At 47.6% G+C, this 212-nt stretch carries 1 pseudogene; it reads left to right on the top strand.

The annotated features are described in order from the left end of the window. A pseudogene (locus tag LKX83_RS33520) lies at nucleotides 1-212 on the top strand (3-oxoacyl-ACP synthase); the annotation flags it as partial.

The following is a 212-nucleotide window of genomic DNA, read 5'->3' as shown; positions in this document are numbered from 1 at the left end:
ATTTGATTATCGTTGCTACGGTAACACCGGATATGTTTTTCCCATCTACCGCCTGTCTTGTCCAGGAGAAGCTAGGGGCAAAACGTGCAGCTGCTTTTGATTTATCGGCTGCTTGCTCTGGTTTTTTATATGGAACATCGGTGGCTGCGCAGTTTGTTGCAAGCGGCATGTATCGGTATGTAGTGGTGGTTGGAGTCGAGTCACTCTCTAAG

Origin of the sequence: Cohnella baijiui (assembly GCF_020731285.1) — a bacterium.
GTDB lineage: Bacteria > Bacillota > Bacilli > Paenibacillales > Paenibacillaceae > Cohnella.
The sequence above is the reverse complement of the archived record's forward strand: the minus strand, read 5'-3'. Positions and strand labels throughout refer to the sequence as shown.